The organism is Buttiauxella noackiae ATCC 51607, assembly GCF_001654865.1.
Lineage (GTDB): Bacteria > Pseudomonadota > Gammaproteobacteria > Enterobacterales > Enterobacteriaceae > Buttiauxella > Buttiauxella noackiae.
Genome location: NZ_LXEO01000032.1, coordinates 43,660 through 63,062, shown reverse-complemented (window position 1 = coordinate 63,062; position 19,403 = coordinate 43,660). Strand labels below are relative to the sequence as shown.

Annotated in this window: 10 protein-coding genes and 2 pseudogenes; 9 read left to right on the top strand and 3 right to left on the bottom strand. The window is 51.0% G+C overall.

All coding sequences use genetic code 11. The features are described 5' to 3' along the window. Positions 1-11 precede the first annotated feature (11 nt). Positions 12-170: pseudogene (locus M979_RS23815) on the top strand (tRNA adenosine(34) deaminase TadA); the annotation flags it as partial. Between the two features lie 51 nt (positions 171-221). Here M979_RS23815 and mltF read toward each other — a convergent pair. After that, a pseudogene (mltF, locus tag M979_RS12150) lies at positions 222-1,611 on the bottom strand (membrane-bound lytic murein transglycosylase MltF); the annotation flags it as partial. A 270-nt stretch (positions 1,612-1,881) separates the two neighbouring features. Here mltF and purL point away from each other — a divergent pair. The 5 genes from purL to glnB all read left to right on the top strand — a co-directional run bounded on the left by purL (position 1,882) and on the right by glnB (position 10,306). Beyond that, the gene (gene purL / locus M979_RS12145; RefSeq protein ID WP_064555077.1) at positions 1,882-5,769 is read left to right on the top strand and encodes a phosphoribosylformylglycinamidine synthase; all 3,888 of its coding nucleotides are present in this window, start codon (positions 1,882-1,884) and stop codon (positions 5,767-5,769) included. Positions 5,770-6,455: 686 nt separating this feature from the next. After that, positions 6,456-7,838 carry a sensor histidine kinase gene (locus M979_RS12135; protein ID WP_157093241.1) on the top strand — a complete coding sequence of 461 codons (1,383 nt, stop codon included), beginning with the start codon at positions 6,456-6,458 and terminating at the stop codon, positions 7,836-7,838. 3 nt (positions 7,839-7,841) lie between these two features. Beyond that, positions 7,842-8,561, top strand: a complete 720-nt coding sequence (gene qseG / locus M979_RS12130) for a two-component system QseEF-associated lipoprotein QseG (protein ID WP_034459254.1) — start codon at positions 7,842-7,844, stop codon at positions 8,559-8,561. Further along, complete coding sequence (gene glrR, locus M979_RS12125; protein WP_034459251.1) at positions 8,558-9,895, top strand: two-component system response regulator GlrR; 1,338 nt, start codon at positions 8,558-8,560, stop codon at positions 9,893-9,895. The genes qseG and glrR overlap by 4 nt, the downstream gene beginning before the upstream one ends. 72 nt (positions 9,896-9,967) lie before the next feature. After that, complete coding sequence (gene glnB, locus M979_RS12120) at positions 9,968-10,306, top strand: nitrogen regulatory protein P-II (protein WP_002438074.1); 339 nt, start codon at positions 9,968-9,970, stop codon at positions 10,304-10,306. 94 nt (positions 10,307-10,400) lie between these two features. On the opposite strand, the gene hmpA is transcribed toward glnB, so the two are convergent. After that, on the bottom strand, positions 10,401-11,591 hold the full coding sequence (hmpA, locus tag M979_RS12115) for an NO-inducible flavohemoprotein (RefSeq protein WP_064555074.1): 1,191 nt from the start codon (positions 11,589-11,591) through the stop codon (positions 10,401-10,403). 346 nt (positions 11,592-11,937) lie between these two features. Between hmpA and glyA the strand changes: the two genes are divergently transcribed. Beyond that, positions 11,938-13,191, top strand: coding sequence for a serine hydroxymethyltransferase (gene glyA / locus M979_RS12110; RefSeq protein ID WP_034459245.1), 1,254 nt, complete (start codon positions 11,938-11,940; stop codon positions 13,189-13,191). A gap of 112 nt (positions 13,192-13,303) precedes the next feature. Here the strand turns inward: glyA and M979_RS12105 are convergent, their stop codons facing one another. Beyond that, a complete protein-coding gene (locus M979_RS12105) occupies positions 13,304-14,500 on the bottom strand; it encodes an ROK family protein (RefSeq protein WP_034459243.1) in 1,197 nt (398 codons plus the stop codon). 115 nt (positions 14,501-14,615) lie between these two features. Between M979_RS12105 and M979_RS12100 the strand changes: the two genes are divergently transcribed. Both M979_RS12100 and M979_RS12095 read left to right on the top strand, forming a co-directional pair. After that, positions 14,616-17,891, top strand: coding sequence for a DUF5107 domain-containing protein (locus M979_RS12100; RefSeq protein ID WP_064555073.1), 3,276 nt, complete (start codon positions 14,616-14,618; stop codon positions 17,889-17,891). 72 nt (positions 17,892-17,963) lie between these two features. Beyond that, the gene (locus M979_RS12095) at positions 17,964-19,403 is read left to right on the top strand and encodes a sugar porter family MFS transporter (RefSeq protein ID WP_034459237.1); all 1,440 of its coding nucleotides are present in this window, start codon (positions 17,964-17,966) and stop codon (positions 19,401-19,403) included.

Below are 19,403 nucleotides of genomic sequence, written 5' to 3'. Positions count from 1 at the left end.
ATATGATTGCTTCGCTAATGGATGTTTCGGGCCATCCTGGGATGAGTCACAAGGTTACGGTGACTGAGGACGTACTGGCAGAAGAGTGCTCGGCAATGTTAAGTGATTTTTTTCGAGCCCGCCGTCTTGAGAAAAAGGCCCTAAAGGAAAAGGCCCGTAGCCTGGAGTAGCAAGCTCTACAGGAGCTACAGCTGGGTAAGCTTCGGCATATTTTTCTTCTTGCGCCGCCTGCTTCTCTTTTTCAAGTAAATATCCCGCAAGGCTAATGTGATACTTACGGATATTTTCTACATAGGCATAAGCCTCATGGCCACGGGCGTAACCATAAGTGGTTTTGCTGTAATACTGTTTTTGACTCAGCAAAGGTAGCCGAGTTTTTACATCTGCCCAACTGTCCGGATTACCTTTCTGTTTCGCTGTAAGCTGACGGGCATCAAGCATATGGGCATACCCCATGTTATAGGCCGTCAGAGCAAACCAAATACGCTCATCCTCTGGCACGCTCTCAGGGACTTTTGACATCATATCTTTCAGATAACGACTCCCCCCTTCAATGCTTTGCTCTGGGTCTAACCGGTCAGAAACACCGAGACTTTGCGCGGTATTTTTGGTCAGCATCATGAGCCCGCGAACGCCAGTGGGTGAAGTGGCCTGATCATCCCAGTGCGATTCCTGATACGAAATCGCCGCCAGCAAACGCCAGTCTATTTCAGTGGCATATTTTTCGAATAACGGCTGAAGCGTTGGTAGCACGGTATCAACCGCTTTCAGGAAGGTACGGGTATCTACGTAGTCAAAATCCCCAACGTGGCCGAGATATTTTTCTTCAAGACGCGCAAAGGTGCCATCGCTGTTAAGGCGGTTATAGAAATCGAGAAGAGCCGCGGAAAGGCTATCATCGTTATCCAACGCGCTAAACCACGTAACAGGCTGTTCGTCGGTCACATCCAGAGCGACAGCAAGCTGCGGATGAACGCGTTGGAAGGTGCTGATGGCAACAGAGTCCGCAATAGTAAAGGCAATCTCTCCATCAACCACTTTTTGCATCAGTTCAGTGCTGCTGTGTTGCTCATCAACTTGCCAGCTTAAATCCGGGAATTTTTCTGCTTTCAGCTTGTTCAACGCATTAAGTGACGTAACGCCGGGTGAGAGAACTAGCTGATTTTCTTTAACGTCCGCCAAAGAGCGCGGACGGAAACTCCCGATGCGATAAACCATCTGCTGGGAAACGGAGTAGTAGCTCGGTCCGGCCTGGTAACGTTGGCTACGTTGCGTGTTGTAAACCAGGCCTGCTGCAATCACATCGGCATTATCATTATCAATGTCATCAAACAGCTCCTGGATATTGGGGCGAACGGTCACTTCCAGCTTTACGCCAAGATAATCAGCAAACTGCTGGGCCAGTTCGTAATCCAGGCCGATCTTCTTTCCCTGATATAGGGTGTAGGTCAAAGGCGACTGAATCGTACTGACGCGTAAAACCCCCCGCGATTGAATAGCGGCGATACGGTTTTCGGTTTGTCCGAACCAGGGTATGGAGGGCCAGAGCGCCACTGCCAGCAACACGGTTACGGCACCGATGAGCAGATAATTAATCTTAAATCTTTTCAAATAGTTAATCTTCTGCGGTGCGTCGAGTCTTCGCTAACAACAGGCTTCAAAAGTTGAGGTTGCACAAAAAGGTGTGGCGCATTTTGCTTAACAAAACGCCACTGCGCAACTTATTCAACATTTCTGGCTGAATTTTAAACAATAAAAAGTAATCCACTTATTTATACGCAAACGGTTTCGTCACGGCGATGGATTATCTATAATGGCGCCCGTTTTCCCCTTGCGCCCACTGAAGCGTCCCCCTGGCGTTTCGAAGACGAGAGATCTTTGATGATGGAAATTCTGCGTGGTTCGCCCGCTTTATCGGCATTTCGTATTAACAAATTACTGGCCCGCTTTAATGACGCCAACCTTCCGGTCAGCGACATTTATGCCGAGTATGTTCACTTTGCCGATCTCGACGCGCAGCTCGACTCTGATGAGCACGCCCGTCTGCAACGGTTGTTGAAATATGGTCCAACCCTTGCCGACCACGCCCCGACAGGCCACCTGATTCTGGTCACGCCGCGTCCTGGTACCATCTCCCCCTGGTCCTCTAAAGCTACCGATATTGCCCATAACTGCGATCTGGCCAAAGTTAAGCGCCTGGAACGTGGTGTGGCGTATTACGTGACGGCAAGCCAACTGACTGACGCACAACGCCACGAAGTTGCCACATTGCTACATGACCGCATGATGGAAAGCGTATTTGGTGCGCTTGATGATGCACAGCAGTTGTTCTCTCATCACACGCCGGCTCCGGTGCAAAGTGTTGACCTGCTCACGCAAGGTCGCGAAGCGCTGGTTGAAGCCAACATCCGTTTAGGACTGGCTTTGGCAGAAGATGAAATCGACTACTTGCAGGATGCGTTCACTAAACTGGGGCGCAACCCGAACGATATTGAGCTGTATATGTTCGCGCAGGCGAACTCCGAACATTGCCGCCACAAAATTTTTAATGCCGACTGGATTATCGACGGCGTAGAGCAGCCTAAATCGCTGTTCAAAATGATTAAAAACACCTTCGAGAAAACGCCTGATTACGTGTTATCTGCTTATAAAGATAATGCCGCTGTGATGGAAGGCTCCTCGGTAGGACGCTTCTTTGCTGACCATGAAGCAGGTCGCTACGACTATCACCAGGAGGAAGCGCATATCCTGATGAAAGTTGAAACTCACAACCACCCAACTGCTATTTCCCCATGGCCGGGGGCTGCAACCGGCTCTGGCGGTGAAATCCGTGATGAAGGTGCGACGGGCCGTGGTGCCAAACCGAAAGCAGGCCTGGTTGGTTTCTCGGTTTCAAACCTGCGCATCCCTGGTTTTGAACAGCCGTGGGAAGAAGATTTCGGCAAACCCGATCGTATCGTAACCGCCCTCGACATCATGACCGATGGCCCTCTGGGTGGTGCGGCGTTTAACAACGAATTCGGTCGCCCGGCGTTGACTGGTTACTTCCGTACATACGAAGAGAAAGTGAATAGCCATAACGGCGAAGAGTTACGCGGTTACCACAAGCCAATCATGCTGGCCGGTGGCATTGGTAACATTCGTGCCGACCACGTTCAAAAAGGCGAAATTACCGTGGGCGCGAAACTTATCGTGCTCGGTGGCCCATCAATGAATATTGGTCTGGGTGGCGGTGCGGCATCTTCCATGGCATCCGGTCAGTCTGACGCAGATCTGGACTTTGCTTCCGTACAGCGTGATAACCCAGAAATGGAACGCCGTTGCCAGGAAGTTATCGACCGCTGCTGGGAACTGGGCGATGCCAACCCGATTTTGTTTATTCACGATGTGGGCGCAGGCGGTCTTTCCAACGCCATGCCTGAGCTGGTGAGCGACGGCGGCCGCGGTGGCCGTTTCGAACTACGTGATATTCTGAATGATGAACCGGGTATGAGCCCGTTAGAAGTGTGGTGTAACGAATCCCAGGAACGTTATGTTCTGGCCGTTGCTCCAGACCAGTTGCCGCTATTTGACGAACTGTGCCGCCGTGAACGTGCGCCATATGCCGTTATCGGTGAAGCCACCGAAGAAAAACACCTGACGCTTAACGACAGCCATTTCGACAACCAGCCGATTGATATGCCGCTGGACGTGCTGCTCGGCAAAACGCCGAAAATGGAACGTAACGTTGAAACCCTGAAAGCGAAGGGCGATGCGCTGGATTGCCGCAATATCACGATTGCTGATGCGGTAAACCGTGTGCTGCATTTGCCAACGGTTGCAGAAAAAACCTTCCTTGTGACCATTGGTGACCGTTCGGTTACCGGCATGGTTGCCCGTGACCAGATGGTTGGCCCATGGCAGATCCCGGTTGCCAACTGTGCGGTCACCACCGCAAGCCTTGATAGCTACTACGGTGAAGCGATGTCGCTTGGCGAACGCGCACCAGTCGCCTTGCTGGACTTCGCGGCATCAGGTCGCCTGGCGGTCGGTGAAGCATTGACCAATATTGCGGCTACGCAAATTGGCGCACTCAACCGTATTAAACTCTCGGCAAACTGGATGTCCGCCGCAGGCCACCCTGGTGAAGACGCAGGTCTTTATGAAGCGGTAAAAGCTGTCGGTGAAGAACTTTGCCCAACGCTAGGCCTGACCATTCCGGTCGGCAAAGACTCCATGTCGATGAAAACCCGCTGGCAGGAGGGCACCGAGCAGCGCGAGATGACCTCTCCGTTATCGCTGGTTATCACCGCATTTGCCCGTGTTGAAGATGTTCGCCGCACCGTTACGCCACAGCTGCAAACTGAAGATAACGCCCTGTTGCTTATCGATTTAGGCGCAGGCCACAACGCGCTGGGCGCCACGGCGCTGTCTCAGGTTTACCGCCAACTGGGAGACAAGCCTGCGGACGTTCGTAGTGCCGAACAACTGAAAGGCTTCTTTAACGCGATTCAGGCGCTGGTGGCCGAGCAGAAACTGCTGGCTTACCACGACCGTTCTGACGGTGGTCTGTTGGTCATGCTGGCAGAGATGGCGTTCGCCGGTCACTGTGGCGTGGAAGCGGATATCGCAACGTTAGGTCGCGACCACCTGGCGGCACTCTTTAATGAAGAGTTAGGTGCTGTAATCCAGGTGAAAGCGGCAGATCGCGAAGCGGTTGAGAAAACGCTGGCAGATCACGGCCTGGCAGATTGCGTTCACTTCCTCGGTAAAGCTGTTGTGGGTGACCGTTTCACGCTGACCGCTGATAAGCACGCTGTGTTTAGCGAAAGTCGCACCACGCTTCGCATGTGGTGGGCAGAAACCACATGGCAGATGCAGCGCCTGCGTGATAACCCGGAATGTGCAGATCAAGAGCATGATGCGAAAGCCAATGACAACGATCCTGGCCTGAACGTTAAGCTCAGCTTCGACATCAAAGAAGATATCGCGGCACCGTTTATCGCCAAAGGTGCGCGTCCTAAAGTGGCTGTACTGCGCGAGCAGGGTGTTAACTCCCACGTGGAAATGGCGGCCGCCTTCCACCGTGCTGGCTTTGATGCCATCGACGTGCATATGAGTGATTTACTGGCAGGTCGCCGTGGTCTGGAAGATTTCCAGGCGCTGGTGGCGTGTGGCGGCTTCTCTTATGGCGATGTGCTGGGTGCTGGTGAAGGTTGGGCGAAGTCCATTCTCTTTAACTCACGCGTACGTGACGAGTTCGAAACCTTCTTCCACCGTCCGCAAACCCTGGCATTAGGTGTGTGTAACGGTTGCCAGATGATGTCGAACCTGCGTGAACTGATTCCGGGCAGCGACCTGTGGCCGCGGTTTGTGCGCAACCATTCTGATCGCTTTGAAGCACGTTTCAGCCTGGTTGAAGTCACTTCAAGCCCATCGCTGCTGTTGCAAGGCATGGTCGGCTCGCATATGCCAATCGCGGTTTCGCACGGCGAAGGGCATGTGGAAGTGCGTGACGCGGCGCATCTGGCGGCGCTGGAAAGCAAAGGCCTGGTGGCACTGCGCTTTATCGATAACTTCGGTAAAGTCACACAGAATTACCCGGCGAACCCGAACGGTTCACCAAACGGTATCACTGCGGTCACCAACGAAAGCGGGCGTGTCACCATTATGATGCCGCACCCTGAGCGTGTTTTCCGTACTGTCAGTAACTCCTGGCACCCAGCCGAGTGGGGCGAAGATAGCCCGTGGATGCGTATTTTCCGCAATGCGCGTAAGCAACTTGGCTAAGCCTTAATAGAATCCCTGCTCCGGCAGGGATTTTTTTGTCACTAAAACCCGACATCCACACTTTTTTACTGTCTCCAAATGGAGACATTTAACCTATTGATTTTAAAGGTGCAAGAAATGATACTCTTGTGATGTTGCTAAAAGGCGACAGTGTGTATAAAAAACAGTCTGCGTTATTCACGTGTGTTATTGCAAATAAACATAATGGAAACATTGCTGTGTGTAATTTGTAGCAAATATGGCACATATAATGCATAATACTGCGCAGTGGCTCATTCACCTTCTTATGTCAGCCCCCGCAAGGGTTGTGCTACATAAACCATCGAATGATGCACTCAAGGTGCCTGCCGTCCGACTTTTGATTATTGCCAGTCTTGTACTGCTTTATCATGCTCCGGGCGAAACGTTGAGTAAGGCACCGCCTGATTCCAGAACAAAGGCAGAGATTATTCTCTGCCTTTGTTGTTTTTATATCCGTCCCCCTCAAGTCCTTGAGTAAGTTTATCGGGATTTGCTCAATTGCCGCCTACCTGCATCATGAAGTAACTTGGGTATAAATGTTCTTTGTGAGTTCAATACTTTAAACTCCCGCCATTCCCCGCTAGCATCAAATTATCCAGAATCCCAATGAGATAAGTCTATTGAACCAGTGGCATTTTTTCCCGCGATCCTTACGTCAGCTCGTCATGATGGCCTTTTTGTTGGTGCTGGTTCCGTTATTGGTTCTGGCATGGCAAGCCTGGCAAAGCCTGAATGCACTTAGCGATCAGGCTGCGTTAACGAATCGCACCACGCTGGTTGATGCTCGCCGCAGCGAAGCCATGACAAACGTTGCTCTGGAAATGGAACGTAGCTATCGCCAATATTGTGTGCTGGATGATGCAACGCTTGAAACGGTCTACCAGGGGCAGCGTAAGCGTTACATGCAAATGCTCGAAGCACATTCCGGTGTTTTGCCTGATAACCATCTTTATAAAGATCTCCGCCAGTCGTTAAACGACCTTGCCACCATACAATGCAAAAATAGCGGCCCGGACACCGCTGCCGCTGCATATCTTGAAAACTTCGCTGCCAAAAATGCTGAGATGGTACAAGCAACCCGCGCGGTGGTGTTTTCCCGTGGTCAGCAACTTCAACAAGAGATTGCCGAGCGCGGGCAGTTCTTTGGCTGGCAGGCGCTGGTATTATTCCTGTTGAGTTTTGCATTGGTGATTATCTTTACTCGCATGATTATCGGCCCGGTGAAAGGTATCGAGAAGATGATTAATTTACTCGGCGAAGGGCGTTCATTGTGCAATTCGGTGTTGTTTAAAGGGCCGCGTGAACTACGTTCTGTTGGGCAGCGCATTGTCTGGCTTAGCGAGCGCCTTTCCTGGCTTGAATCCCAGCGTCACGAATTTTTACGCCATATTTCCCATGAGTTAAAAACACCGCTTGCCAGTATGCGTGAAGGTACCGAACTGCTTGCCGATCAGGTTGTTGGGCCGCTGACCAACGACCAAAAAGAGGTGGTGGAAATCCTTGATAACAGTAGCCGCCACTTACAAAAATTGATTGAGCAGTTACTGGATTACAACCGTAAACTGGCGGATGTGCCACTCGAAATGGGTAAAGTTGAATTGGCACCGCTGGTGGATGTCATTATCGCCTCTCACAGTTTGCCTGCACGGGCTAAAATGATGCGTACCGAGTGTGATATTAGCCCGGTTGCTTGCCTGGCGGAACCGATGTTGTTAATGAGCGTGCTGGATAATCTCTATTCCAATGCGGTGCACTATGGGTCTGAATCCGGTACCATTTATCTACGAAGCTTGCAGGTCGACCACTTGCTTTATATTGATGTGGGTAATACAGGCGACCCTATTCCGTCCGCGGAGCGAGAGATGATCTTTGAACCTTTTTATCAGGGAAGTCACCAGCGTAAAGGTGCGGTTAAAGGTAGCGGCCTGGGATTAAGTATCGCCCAGGATTGTATACGTCGTATGTATGGCGAATTACACCTGATTGATGATGAAACGGCAGATGTCTGCTTCCGTATCGAGTTACCTGTCTTTCCCGAGAACAAATAAAAAATGAAAGCGACTATTTTTCACGTGTTGCGTAACGGCTTAATTCCATGCCTACGTAGCCCAGTTTCAATTCGCCCGCTGTCCGCATTACTTGTGCCATTACTACTGGCGAGCTGTGTTCAGAATACTGTGCCGAAAGATGTTAAACACCCACAACGAGCAGAAGAACCGGAACAGCAACTGGCCGATTACTTGTCTACGGATTGTGAGGATATCTGGCAAAACCAGAGCCACGACTCAATGAGTAACCCTCTGTATTGGCTTCGGGCGATGGACTGCGCAGAACGTTTAGCGCCTATTCAGGCGCGAGCTGAAGCACGCCGCTGGCCATCTGATAGTTGGCGCGACACCTTCAAAAGAGGAATTTTGTTGGCGAACGCCAAAATTAGCCCAACCGAGCGCCGCCGTTACATGGTTAAGCTGGATGCGATGACGACAGAAGTACCTTCACAGGTGCGCTCGTTATTTCAGGTCTGGCGTGATGGGCAAGCGTCGTTGCTGGCTTTGTCAGATGAACGTACCCGCTACAGCAAATTACAACAGTCGTCAGACAACGAACTGGATACGTTGCGTGAACAACAGCAACGTCTCAGAGGCCAGCTCAGTCTGACGACTCGCAAACTAGAAAACCTGACGGACATTGAGCGCCAGCTTTCCAGCCGCAAACCTGCCGGTGCAGAGTTGCCGGACAATACAAAACCCGCGCAGGAGGCGAAACCATGACGCAACGTAAGCCTGCAAGACTCCTGCTGGTTGATGACGATCCGGGCTTGCTTAAACTTCTCGGTATGCGCCTGACCAGTGAAGGTTATACCGTTTCCACCGCGGAAAGTGGTGCTGAAGGGTTGCGTCTCTTGGGGCGAGAAAAAATCGACTTAGTGATTAGCGATCTGCGGATGGATGAGATGGATGGCATGGCGTTGTTTGCCGAAATCCAGAAAGCACAACCGGGAATGCCGGTTATCATTCTGACCGCTCACGGTTCTATTCCGGATGCCGTGGCCGCAACACAGCAAGGCGTGTTTAGTTTCCTGACTAAACCAGTTGATAAAGACGCGCTCTACAAGGCGATTGACGATGCTCTCGAGCATACGGTCACTGCCGGCGATGATATGTGGCGCGACACTATTGTTACCCGCAGCCCAACGATGCTGCGCTTGTTGGATCAGGCGCGCATGGTGGCTCAGTCGGATGTTAGCGTGCTGATTAACGGGCAAAGCGGGACCGGCAAAGAGATCCTCGCGCAGGCTATTCACAACGCCAGTCCGCGCAGTAAGAAGGCATTTATCGCCATTAACTGTGGTGCGCTGCCGGAGCAGTTGCTGGAGTCAGAACTGTTTGGCCATTCGCGTGGCGCGTTTACCGGTGCAGTCAGCAGCAGAGAAGGGCTGTTCCAGGCCGCAGAAGGCGGAACGTTATTCCTTGATGAAATTGGCGATATGCCGATTCCTTTGCAGGTCAAATTACTGCGCGTATTGCAGGAGCGCAAAGTGCGTCCGCTAGGCAGTAACCGCGATCTCGATATCGATGTGCGTATTCTTTCCGCCACCCACCGTGATTTACCCAAAGCGATGGAGCGCGGCGAGTTCCGCGAAGATCTGTTTTACCGCCTCAATGTGGTGAGCCTGAAGATCCCGGCTCTGCATGAACGGGCAGAAGATGTGCCTTTGTTGGCGAATCATTTATTACGCCAGTCAGCCGATCGCCATAAGCCATTTGTTCGCAGCTTTTCCACCGATGCAATGAAACGCCTGATGGCGGCAAGTTGGCCGGGCAACGTACGCCAGTTGGTTAACGTGATTGAACAGTGCGTAGCTTTGACATCAGCTCCCGTTATCAGCGAAGCGCTGGTCCAACAGGCTCTCGAGGGTGAGAATACTGCGCTGCCTACTTTCGTTGAAGCACGCAACCAGTTCGAGCTGAACTATCTGCGCAAATTGCTGCAAATGACCAAAGGTAATGTCACCCAGGCCGCGCGCGTCGCGGGGCGTAACCGTACTGAATTCTACAAATTACTCTCAAGGCATGAACTCGATGCCAATGACTTTAAAGAGTAGTTTGTGGTAATTTGAAACCACGATTACTGTAACCAGGCAGCACACTAGAGTTGTGCGGGAACCGGAAATACCATGAAAAAAATTGATGCGATTATTAAACCGTTCAAACTGGATGACGTGCGCGAAGCGCTGGCAGAAGTTGGTATCACCGGCATGACGGTAACTGAAGTTAAAGGTTTTGGTCGTCAGAAAGGGCACACCGAATTGTACCGTGGTGCTGAGTACATGGTGGATTTCCTGCCAAAAGTAAAAATTGAAATTGTCGTCACCGACGACATCGTTGATACCTGCGTGGACACCATTATCCGCACTGCGCAAACCGGTAAAATCGGCGATGGTAAAATCTTTGTCTTTGACGTAGCGCGTGTGGTGCGTATTCGTACAGGCGAAGAAGACGACGCGGCGATTTAAGTGTTTTTAATGTCGGATGTCGTTTTTGCTCATCCGACTTATGAACACTGAAGTAGGGTGGATGAGCGAAAGCGACATCCACCGTGTTTTTTGATCACATCACTTTATGCGGGCCAAAGCATTCGTAATTAATTCGCTCCTGCCCAACGCCTAGCTTCACTAACTGCTCCGCCGCAAAACGCATAAAGCTCACCGGCCCACACAAATAAAACTGCATCTCTGGCGCACTGATTTTGCTTTCCAGAGTCAGTAAATCCATCAAACCTTCGCTATCAAATTTCGCCTGTGCACGGCAGCTTTCGGATGGTGCGCGATACCATACGTGGCGCTCAAAGCGTGGCAACTGTTCGCCCAAGTGATTCACTTCATCCGCAAATGCATGCACGTCACCATGTTCTGCCGCATGGAACCAGTTCACCTGTGCGTTATGGGCATTTTTCGCCAGCGTATCGAGCATTGCTAGCATCGGCGTTTGGCCAACACCTGCTGAAATCAACGTAACCGGCGTTTGCGCGTTCACTTCCATAAAGAAATCACCGGCAGGCGCAGCCAGATGCACTTCATCGCCCACTTGTGCGTGATTGTGTAACCAGCTTGAAACCTGGCCCAAATCTTCGCGTTTAACCGCAATGCGATAAGTTTTGCCATCAGGCTTGCGGGTCAGTGAGTACTGGCGAATTTCCTGATGCGGGAAGCCTTCAGGTTTCAGCCACACGCCAATGTATTGGCCTGGCTGATAATCAGCGACTGGTTTACCGTCAACCGGAGCAAATTCAAAACTGGTGATGAGTGCGCTCTGCGGCTCTTTTGCCACAATACGGAAAGCGCGTGTCCCTTCCCAGCCGCCATTTTTCGCCGCGTTATCCTGGTAAATTTCTGCCTCACGGTTGATAAACACGCCCGCCAGAACGCCGTACGCTTTGCCCCACGCATCCAGCACTTCCTGGCCTGGGCTGAACATTTCATCAAGCGTCGCTAACAGATGGCCACCGACAATGTCGTACTGATCAGGTTTAATCTGGAAACTGGTGTGCTTCTGCGCGATTTTCTCAACCGCAGGCAACAGCACTGCCAGATTTTCGATATTGGTGGCGTATGCGCAGATAGCGTTGAACAGCGCTTCACGTTGATCGCCGTTGCGCTGGTTGCTCATATTGAAAATCTCTTTCAGCTCAGGATTATGGCTGAACATGCGATCGTAAAAGTGTGCGGTAAGTTTCGGGCCGGTTGCTGCAAGCAGGGGAATGGTGGATTTCACAACGGCGATGGTTTGTGCATCAAGCATGAGATAGCTCCATTTTTAACGTTTAAAGTTAATGTTGTATTTTAAATGCATCTTATAAAATAATCAGAATAAAAAAAAGCACTACTGTGTAAATGGATACTGACTGAGTCGATTCGGCTCACATAACGTGAAATTTCTGCATGTTGATGATGAATTAATATCCGTTGAAACAGCTTGCCACTTTTCCCTTCAAACCCTTGCAGGACGCCAAGCCAATCGTTTGCGTAAAAACCTATGTCAAGACCTATCACACGATAACGTTTCGGTTTACACTGTTGCCCGTTGTATTTATTGCGGCCGTAAAGCTGTGCAAATATTTGCTGTTAGCTGAGTGAAGGAGAAGCGAATGTTAAAACGTGAAATGAACATTGCCGATTATGATGCCGATTTATGGCAGGCTATGGAGCAAGAAAAAGTACGTCAGGAAGAGCACATTGAACTGATCGCCTCCGAAAACTACACCAGCCCGCGCGTGATGCAGGCGCAGGGTTCTCAGTTAACCAACAAGTACGCTGAAGGTTATCCTGGCAAACGTTACTACGGCGGCTGCGAATACGTTGACGTGGTTGAGCAACTGGCTATCGACCGTGCAAAAGAGCTGTTTGGCGCTGATTACGCTAACGTGCAGCCGCACTCCGGTTCCCAGGCTAACTTCGCGGTATACACCACGCTGCTGGAACCAGGCGACACTGTTCTGGGTATGAACCTGGCACACGGCGGCCACCTGACTCACGGCTCCCCGGTAAACTTCTCCGGTAAGCTGTACAACATCGTTCCTTACGGTATCGATGAATCTGGTCATATCGACTATGCAGATCTGGAAAAACAAGCTAAAGCTCATAAGCCGAAAATGATCATCGGCGGCTTCTCTGCTTATTCCGGCGTGGTTGACTGGGCGAAAATGCGTGAAATCGCAGACATGGTTGATGCGAAACTGTTCGTGGACATGGCACACGTTGCGGGCCTGATTGCCGCGGGCGTTTACCCGAACCCGGTCCCACATGCGCATGTTGTTACAACCACTACGCATAAAACGCTGGCAGGCCCACGCGGTGGTTTAATCCTCGCAAAAGGCGGCAGCGAAGAGCTGTACAAAAAACTGAACTCCGCTGTATTCCCGGGCGCGCAGGGCGGCCCACTGATGCATGTCATCGCGGGCAAAGCTGTTGCACTGAAAGAAGCAATGGAACCTGAGTTCAAAACTTATCAGCAGCAAGTTGCTAAGAATGCAAAAGCAATGGTTTCTGTGTTCCTGGACCGCGGTTACAAAGTGGTTTCTGGCGGTACTGACAACCATCTGTTCCTGCTGGATCTGGTTGATAAAAACCTGACGGGTAAAGAAGCTGATGCAGCCCTCGGTCGCGCAAACATCACCGTGAACAAAAACAGCGTGCCAAACGATCCGAAGAGCCCGTTTGTGACTTCTGGTATCCGTATCGGTACGCCAGCGGTAACTCGTCGTGGCTTCAACGAAGCTGATGTTCGTGAACTGGCTGGCTGGATGTGTGATGTACTCGATAGCATCAACGACGAAGCGGTCATTGAACGCACTAAGCAAAAAGTTTTGGATATTTGCGCGCGCTTACCTGTTTACGCGTAATACCCGTCATGCTGCAGGGGGCTCACTTACCGCCTACCTGCAACTCGAATGCTAACGAGTATAAAGTCTGACTCAACCCCGGCTTGCCGGGGTTTTTTATGCCTGCACGTTATTACATCTCGTTTAACGCAACTTCTGCGTACAGATACCCAATCCCCATGACCTGCTGTGGCCTGCTTAATTGCCCAAAACTAATCTGTGTGGCGTTCATCTTCAGTGAGTCGCCGTGATCAAATGGATTAAATCCAATCTGCTTGTCGATAGTTGCAAGCCAGCTTTCACCAAATGCACAGCTTCTGCCATAAAACAAAATCTGATTGATATTCAGGATATTGAGGAAGTTGTACAGACTCAGCCCAATGGCGTTTGCGGCACTTTCGACCCAACGGCACACCTGTTCATCGCCTTCGTGCCAGGCAGCAATAAGCTGTGCTGAGGTTATTGATTCAGGGTCGAGCTTAGGCGTTCCTGGCTGTGATTTTAACCATATGCGTGCCTGCTTTTTTAACGCGCTCAACGAAGCTACTGTTTCCAGGCAACCATAGCGCCCGCAGTCACAAGCCATGCCGTCTGGGTTCACAATGGTATGGCCGATTTGCCCACTGCCATACAAACTGCCGCGATAAATCTGCCCGTTGATTACAAACGATGAACCAATCCCGTAATCGACATTTATCACGCAGAAATCCTGGCGATTTGCTGGATTCTGCCATTTTTCTGCCAGTGCTAGCATCACACAGTCGTTATCGACTCTTACCGTTACACCAAGCTTTTCCTCGAGCAGATATTTAATTTCCACCGGCTCACGCCACGGAGCCTGCGGCATGGTTTGCGAAACGCCTGTCACAGGATCGACTTGTCCATGAATAGCTAAAGCGAGATTGATGACTTTTTTGGGCCAGATTTTGCGTTGGTTACGCCAGATGTTCTCAATAGTGGCCAGTAATGCCTGCGGTGTGGTGGCATTCACATGGATGTGTACAAATTCCCCTTGCGGTGAAAGCTGTGCATCGCACAGTTGGCTTTCAATACTTGTGGGCGAGACATTCATGCATAGAATGAAATCGCCATCAGGTGGAATTTGATAACTGCCGCTGTTAATGCCTCGGTTACTGAGATTTTCACTGGAATGGCTCAATTTCCCATCGCTCACCAACTCCTCAAGGATCTTACTCACCGCTGGAATGGACAGCCCGGTGTACTGCGCAAACTGTGATTTGCTTAGGCGCTTATGCTGCCAAACCAGTTTCATAATCGTCTGGCGATTGAGTTGGCGCACGCGTTGATTATTCAGCCCTGAATCATGCATTTCACTAAACTCCGTTAACTTTATTGTGTGAGCATTAAGCGCTCTAAGCCGTAATGAGTTCTCTACACTGCAAACATAACGTATTTCACTGTTGTTTGTTTACTGGAGAAGCGAAATGTACGGAGCCGTTAGCGTCTGGCAAGAGACGATTGCTTTACCCACCTGGACTACCGGTGCGGAAGATCCGAATCCGATGTTTCTGGAAAACCGTGTCTATCAGGGGTCTTCCGGTGCGGTTTATCCTTACGGAGTTATCGACACACTTACTGGTATTCGCGAGATGCGTGATTACAACGCGGTGTGGATTGAGAACGACTTTATCCGCGTAATGTTATTGCCTGAGTTGGGTGGCCGAATTCATCGTGCGTACGACAAAGTGATGGAGCGTGACTTTGTTTACTACAACGAAGTGGTGAAACCCGCTTTGGTTGGATTGGTTGGGCCGTGGATTTCCGGTGGTATCGAATTTAACTGGCCGCAGCATCATCGGCCAACCACCTTCATGCCGGTGGATGTGACTTTCCAGAAACATGACAACGGCGCGCAAACCGTATGGCTCGGTGAAGTTGAGCCAATGCGTGGCCTACAAGTGATGACAGGTTTTACGCTCTATCCAGAAAAAGCGCTGATTGAAATCACCGGAAAAGTATTCAATGGCAACGCCACGCCGCGTCATTTCCTGTGGTGGGCAAACCCGGCGGTAAAAGGTGGTGATGATCACCAAAGCGTATTCCCGCCAGATGTCACGGCGGTATTCGATCATGGTAAACGCGATGTTTCTGCCTTCCCGATTGCTCACGGTACTTACTACAAAGTTGATTATTCCGCTGGTGTGGATATCTCACGCTACAAAAACATCCCGGTGCCGACTTCGTATATGGCGGATAAATCAGATTACGATTTTGTGGGTGCCTACCATCATGGCGAGCAGGGCGGTCTATTACATATTGCGGACCACCATGTTTCACCGGGTAAGAAACAATGGTCATGGGGAAACTGTGATTTCGGCCAGGCCTGGGACCGCAATCTAACCGATGAAAATGGCCCGTATATTGAACTGATGACCGGTGTGTTTACCGATAATCAGCCAGATTTCACCTGGATTGCTCCTTACGAAGAAAAAGTCTTCGTGCAGAACTTCCTGCCATATAGCCAGCTTGGCACTTTGCAAAACGCCAACACTCAGGCGGCAATTAAACTGGAACGCCACAACGGCGAGCTGCACCTTGGTGTATACGCTATTGCGCCTCTGCCTGATTTTACACTCGACATTGAAGCCGCAGGCCAAACACTCTGGAAATCAGCTCTTTCATTACAACCCGCGCAGGCGTGGCAGGAAAAATTCGGCAACCACTGGCCACAACGTCTGACGTTAAATTTGCGCGATCCGCAGGGCAATATCATTCTCAGCTATTGCGAACATGTCCCTGAAGATTTACCTCTGCCGCAGCCAGCCAGCGTGCCCGCTAAACCACATGACCTCACCAATTGCGATGAGCTGTATTTTATCGGGCAACATCTGGAGCAATATCTCCACGCCAGCCGCTCAGCACTCGATTATTACCAGCGAGCGCTGGCATTAGATCCCGAGGATTACCGCTGCAACGTAGCACTCGGCCAGCTTGAATTTAACCGGGGCAACTGGGAGCTTGCTGAACAGTACGCGGATGCGGCATTGAAACGCGCACATCGTCTGAATAAGAACCCGCAAAATGGCGATGCCAGCATGTTGCGTGGAGCGGCAAAAGAACGGCAGGGCCATTTCGAGGGCGCGTTTGATGATTACTTCAAAGCAAGCTGGAGCGGTAACTGCCGCGATGCTGCATTCTACGCGCTGGCACGTCTGGCACTGCGTAAAGGTGATGTTGTTCAATCACTGGCGTTTGTGAACCAAAGCCTCAAGTTTAACGCCAGCAATAATCTGGCGATGGGGCTAAAAGCACTGGTTTTACATCGAACAGGGGCAACACAAAATGCGCTGACCTGGATTGCGCAGCAACTAGAGGAATACCCGCTTAGTTACGTGTTGTACTACGCCCGCTGTGCAATTACGCAAAGTGAAACCGATCGTGCTGAACTGGTGCGAGTCACCGGAAAACGAGGTGTTAATGCCAGTGTACTGGCCGGTTGGTTGGTGAGCCTTGGCAAGGATTCGGCGGCGAAAGAGATGCTGAGTATTCTTGACTCACAAGAAGCGATGCCGCTTTTATGGCATGCGGCGTTAACCACTGACCGTACTGAGCAACACGTTTTCATTCAGCAGGCGCAGGAGAATTTTGCTCGTAAAGTTCGCTTCCCAAATACTCTGGATGAAGTGCAAATGTTACAGCGATTGCCGCACGATGGCTTCGCGCAATATCTGCTTGGTTGTTTCTGGTACAGCAAGCGCCGATATAACGAAGCTGTTTCCTGCTGGCAATTTGCAGCACAACAACTCCCGGAATTCGCTGCAGTACAACGTGTGTTGGGGATTCATGCCTGGAATAAAACACATGATGTAAGCCTTGCCGAAAGTTATCTGCAACGTGCGGTTGAACTTGAGCCTGATAACGCCCGCTTCTTGTTTGAACTCGATTACCTGCAAAAACTTAACGGGCGCGCTATCGGGCAACGTTTGGCGAATCTTGCAGCTCGTCGTGATGTGGTGCTTAAACGCGACGACCTCACCGCTGAATTGTTGAGTTTGTGGAATATTCACGGTGAAACCGATGCGGCGGCACAAGTCCTGGCACTGCGAAAATTCCACCCGTGGGAAGGTGGAGAAGGCAAAGTCACCGGACAGTATCTGATCAACCTGCAATACCGTGCGCTGGAGTGCATTGCCAATAACCAGTTTGGTGAAGCAGAAGAGTTGCTACAGCAGGCGCTAAATTACCCGGAAAACTTGGGTGAGGGGCGTTTAGTCGGCCAGAGCGATAACGATATTTGGTATCTGCTCGGCTGGTGTGCACAACAACTCCAGCAGCCGGAACGTGCTCAGCTCTATTTCGAACGTGCGCTGAAAGGGGGCTCCACTCTGGAAGCCGGGCGTTATTACAACGACCAACCTGTCGATTACTTATTCTACCAGGCCATGGCGCTGGTACGCATTGGTGATAAAGAGCGGGCGCAACAGCAATTCCGTAGCTTTATTCACTGGGCCGATGCCCACTTTAATGACCCATCTGAACCTGATTTCTTTGCCGTATCGCTGCCAGATTTGGTCGCGCTGGATGCCGACCGTCAGGCTGCACACCAGCAACACTGCCTGTTTGTCGCAGCCCTTGGGCATCTGGGATTGGGGGAACACTCCGAGTACGAAGCAGCATTGAAAGCTTTACTGTCACAAAATCCGGCTCACGACAAAGCGCACTTGCTGCATCTGGCAATGCAGCGCGGCGTGTTTGCCTGAGTGCCGAAATAACAATAAACGGCGGGAAATAAATCCCGCCTCCTCTGTATCTCTACAAAGCGAGGAATAACAATGAAAACTGTGCAGACACAACTACGCATGGGGTATGTATGGACTATCTGTCTGGTGGCCGCCTGTGGTGGTTTGCTATTCGGATATGACTGGGTGGTTATTGGCGGCGCCAAACCCTTCTACGAAGCTTACTTTTCAATTACCGATCCCGCTCAGTCCGGCTGGGCGATGAGTTCCGCATTGGTGGGTTGTATTTTTGGTGCGCTGATTTCCGGCTGGTGTGCTGACCGGTTTGGACGCAAAACACCGCTTATCATGTCGGCGATACTGTTTACCGCATCGGCCTGGGGTACGGCGATGGCCAGTAACTTCGATATGTTTGTGGTTTATCGCATCGTCGGTGGCGTGGGGATTGGTCTCGCATCAGCGTTAAGCCCGATGTATATCGCTGAAGTGAGTCCGGCAGAAAAACGCGGCAAGTTTGTTGCTATCAACCAATTAACTATTGTTATTGGCGTGCTGGCAGCACAGCTTATTAACCTGTTGATTGCCGAACCGGTTGGCACCGCAGCGACCATGCAGCAAATTACTGAAAGCTGGAACGGGCAGGTCGGCTGGCGCTGGATGTTCGGTGCAGAACTGGTTCCGGCGCTGGCATTTTTAGTGCTGATGTTTTTTGTGCCTGAATCGCCACGGTGGCTGGCGCGTGCCGGGAAAAATGAACGCGCTCACCAGATGCTTAAACGCATCGGTAACCAGAAATATGCCGACGACACCCTGAATGACATTTTGCAAACGCTGAATAATGACACGCAAAAAGTCTCCTGGGGCGCGTTATGGCAGCCACAGGTTAAGCCAATCATTATCATTGGTATGGTGCTGGCGGTATTCCAGCAGTGGTGTGGGATTAACGTGATATTCAACTATGCGCAGGAGATTTTTGCCTCCGCCGGGTTTGATATCAACAGCACCCTGAAATCTATTGTCGCCACCGGTTTGATTAACCTTATCTTCACCCTCGCCGCGCTGCCGCTGGTGGATAAAATTGGCCGTCGTAAGCTGATGTTGTTTGGTGCTGCGGGGCTGACCATTATCTATGCATTAATTGGTGCGGCATATGGTCTCGGCATTATGGGGCTGCCGGTGTTAATTCTGGTTCTGGCGGCGATTGCGATTTATGCCCTGACGTTGGCACCTGTTACCTGGGTTCTGCTGTCAGAAATTTTCCCTAACCGTGTGCGTGGCCTGGCGATGTCTTTAGGCACTCTGGCGTTATGGATTGCCTGTTTCCTGTTGACCTACACCTTCCCGTTATTGAACGCCAGTCTTGGGGCTGCGGGGAGCTTCCTGTTGTATGGCGTGATTTGTGCGGCAGGCTTTGTCTATGTGCGCCGTTACGTTCCAGAAACTAAAGGCGTGAGCCTGGAAGCGCTGGAAAAACGTATGGCAGAGCAACATGGTGCAGCGGCAAAAGCCCGCGCAGAAAGAACGGCGCACTAA